Origin of the sequence: Halobacillus sp. BBL2006 (genome assembly GCF_000786645.1) — a bacterium.
In the GTDB taxonomy this organism is placed as follows: domain Bacteria; phylum Bacillota; class Bacilli; order Bacillales; family Halobacillaceae; genus Halobacillus.
Genome location: NZ_JRNX01000218.1, coordinates 1 through 2,376, shown reverse-complemented (window position 1 = coordinate 2,376; position 2,376 = coordinate 1). Strand labels below are relative to the sequence as shown.

Genomic DNA, 2,376 nt, shown 5'->3' with positions numbered 1-2,376 from the left:
CCATTGCTTTTACGAATGAGGCAGGGAGGAAGGCCTTCTTGATCAAGACGGACAACTTGTGCTCCTTCTGATTCTTCCAACAAGTTTTTTTCATTTAGCAGCTCGATCGTAGCTTCCATTTTATCGTTGTAATAGGCTTCTCCCCGGGTGAGGTCGAAAGAGATTCCAAGGAGTTCGTAGATTTTATTGAACTCTTCTAAAGAAACCTCTTTGAACCATTTCCATAGTGTAATGGTTTCTTCATCATTGTTTTCCAATTTCTTAAACCAGTCTCTTCCATCCTCTATGAGAGAAGAATTCTCTTGGGAAGCTTCATGGAATTTCACATAAACTTTATTGAGCTCTTTCAGCGGATTTTCTTTAACCGCTTGTTCATCTCCCCACTTTTTATAAGCGCAAAGCAGCTTTCCAAACTGCGTCCCATAATCACCGATATAATTAATCTTGACCGTTTCATATCCGCATTTCTCTGCTAAATTGGCAAGAGCGTTACCGATCACAGTTGAACGCAAGTGTCCCATCGAGAAAGGTTTCGCGATGTTCGGTGCAGACATGTCCAGGACAATCGTTTTACCATCTCCGAAGTCGTGGTGACCATAGAGAGGTGGATCCGTCATCACTTGTTTTAGAGTGTGATCCATGATAAATGACTGATTTAAGAACACATTTAGATATCCACCGATTGACGTTACTTCTGCAAAAACATTATGGTTCAGCTTAGGAACAAGGTCAGCCGCTATATCAGCGGGGCTTTTACGGAACGACTTGGCGAGTTGAAAGCACGGAAAGGCTAAATCGCCTAAATGGCCCTGCTTTGGAATTTCGATCTGTTCATAAATCCAATCACGTGAAAAGTTTTCACCTAATAAATGAGATAACTGCAGTGCAAAGATATACTTTTCCATAAAAAACCTCCTAATTAATAAGTGTGGAGAGGAACGGGTAGACCTGACGCGCTTAAGAAAATCACATTGAGTTAGCGAAAACACTATATTTTACACATGCCTATAAAAAATAAAAAACCCCGTCTCCTTGTAAGAGACGAGGTTTATGCTCGCGGTACCACTCTTTTAGCTATAACAAAAAGCCACTTGGTTATTGGTAACGGGAAATTCCCGGCCATCCCTACTAGGTGTTCAGGATGGCTTCTCAAAAGTCCGGTTCACTACTTGGATCCGTATCAGGCTTCCACCTACCCTGACTCGCTGCTCGTTCCATCATAGTTACTCTCTTTTTCTTAGAATTTTAGAATATTTTAGAAAATTATAGCGGAAGACAAAATGAATTGCAAGTCGTATCAAGGAATAAATAGGAAATCAGGTGGGAAAATAGCAACAGTGAGGTGTTTGCATGAACTGGATTTGGAAATCGGTGCTTATCATTTTGGTTGGAACAATTATTTTACGAGTGGGAGGGAGAAAGTCTATTTCCCAGATGACTCTCGCTCAAACCGTCATTATGATAGCGGTCGGATCTTTATTGATTCAACCTGTAGCAGGGGAAAATATTTGGATGACCTTTGGAGTGGGAGCAGTTCTTGTGATCACACTGATTGTGATGGAATTTTTGCAATTGAAATTTGATTTCATGGAAAGCTTTCTTACAGGCCGAGCCGTACCAGTGATTGTTAAAGGGCAGCTGCAGGAAAAGAACTTGAAGTCTCTCCGATTTACTGTCGACCAGCTAGAAATGAAATTAAGACAGCAAAACGTCTCTTCTATTAATGATGTTGAAACAGCGACTCTAGAACCGAATGGCCAAGTAGGGATTGAATGGAAGGAAAATAAAAAGGCAGCAACAAAAGAGGATATTGAACAATTAAGGAAAGAGATTGCCTTATTGAAAGAAAAGTTAGAGTCAAACCTCATCCCGCAAATTCCGAGCTCATTGGAAAAAGGAAATATCTTCGCAGAAGTAGAGAATAAAGAAAATCAGAGCCCCCCGCCGAAACACCTGCAATAATCAAATGAAGTTTGTTCCTATATGAGAGCGAGCATATGAAAAGAATTTATTCGGCTCTGTTGGTACAATAGAGGAGATCAAATAAAGAGGTGATACCTGATGGATCTCATCCATTCAATTGAAGAAGCGAATTCCTTTATAAACAATGAACCGTTAGCTATTTTATATATTTCTCAACCAAATTGCTCCGTATGCCATTCTCTTTTACCACAAATCGAGGAGCTTTTGAGGGATTATCCGAAGATTTCCTCAAAGCATATTGATGCACAGGAAGTTCCTCAGGTGGCAGGAGAATATTCAGTCATGACGGTTCCTGCCGTTTTAGTATTTTCTGAAGGTAAAGAGCTGTTCCGGAAAGCACGGTTTGTCCCGATCGGTGAACTGAACCAACAACTAGCGAAATTTAATCACTTT

Annotated in this window: 3 protein-coding genes and 1 other annotated feature; of the genes, 2 read left to right on the top strand and 1 reads right to left on the bottom strand. The window is 40.5% G+C overall.

All coding sequences use genetic code 11. The features are described 5' to 3' along the window. Positions 1-905: arginine--tRNA ligase (gene argS, locus LD39_RS07450; RefSeq protein ID WP_035544688.1), on the bottom strand; the 905-nt coding region annotated here is incomplete at its 3' end. Between the two features lie 129 nt (positions 906-1,034). Continuing rightward, positions 1,035-1,248 (bottom strand) — a binding site (T-box leader). Between the two features lie 102 nt (positions 1,249-1,350). Here argS and LD39_RS07445 point away from each other — a divergent pair. Together LD39_RS07445 and LD39_RS07440 are read left to right on the top strand one after the other, a co-directional pair. Then, entirely contained in the window at positions 1,351-1,962 is a 612-nt protein-coding gene (locus LD39_RS07445; protein WP_035544686.1) for a DUF421 domain-containing protein, read from the top strand. A gap of 99 nt (positions 1,963-2,061) precedes the next feature. After that, a partial coding sequence (locus LD39_RS07440) for a thioredoxin family protein (RefSeq protein WP_035544684.1) occupies positions 2,062-2,376 on the top strand: 315 nt, incomplete at its 3' end.

Bases quoted from the DNA above. Each gene is read 5' to 3' on its own strand.
- LD39_RS07445 (WP_035544686.1), top strand. From the start codon at position 1,351: ATGAACTGGATTTGGAAATCGGTGCTTATCATTTTGGTTGGAACAATT.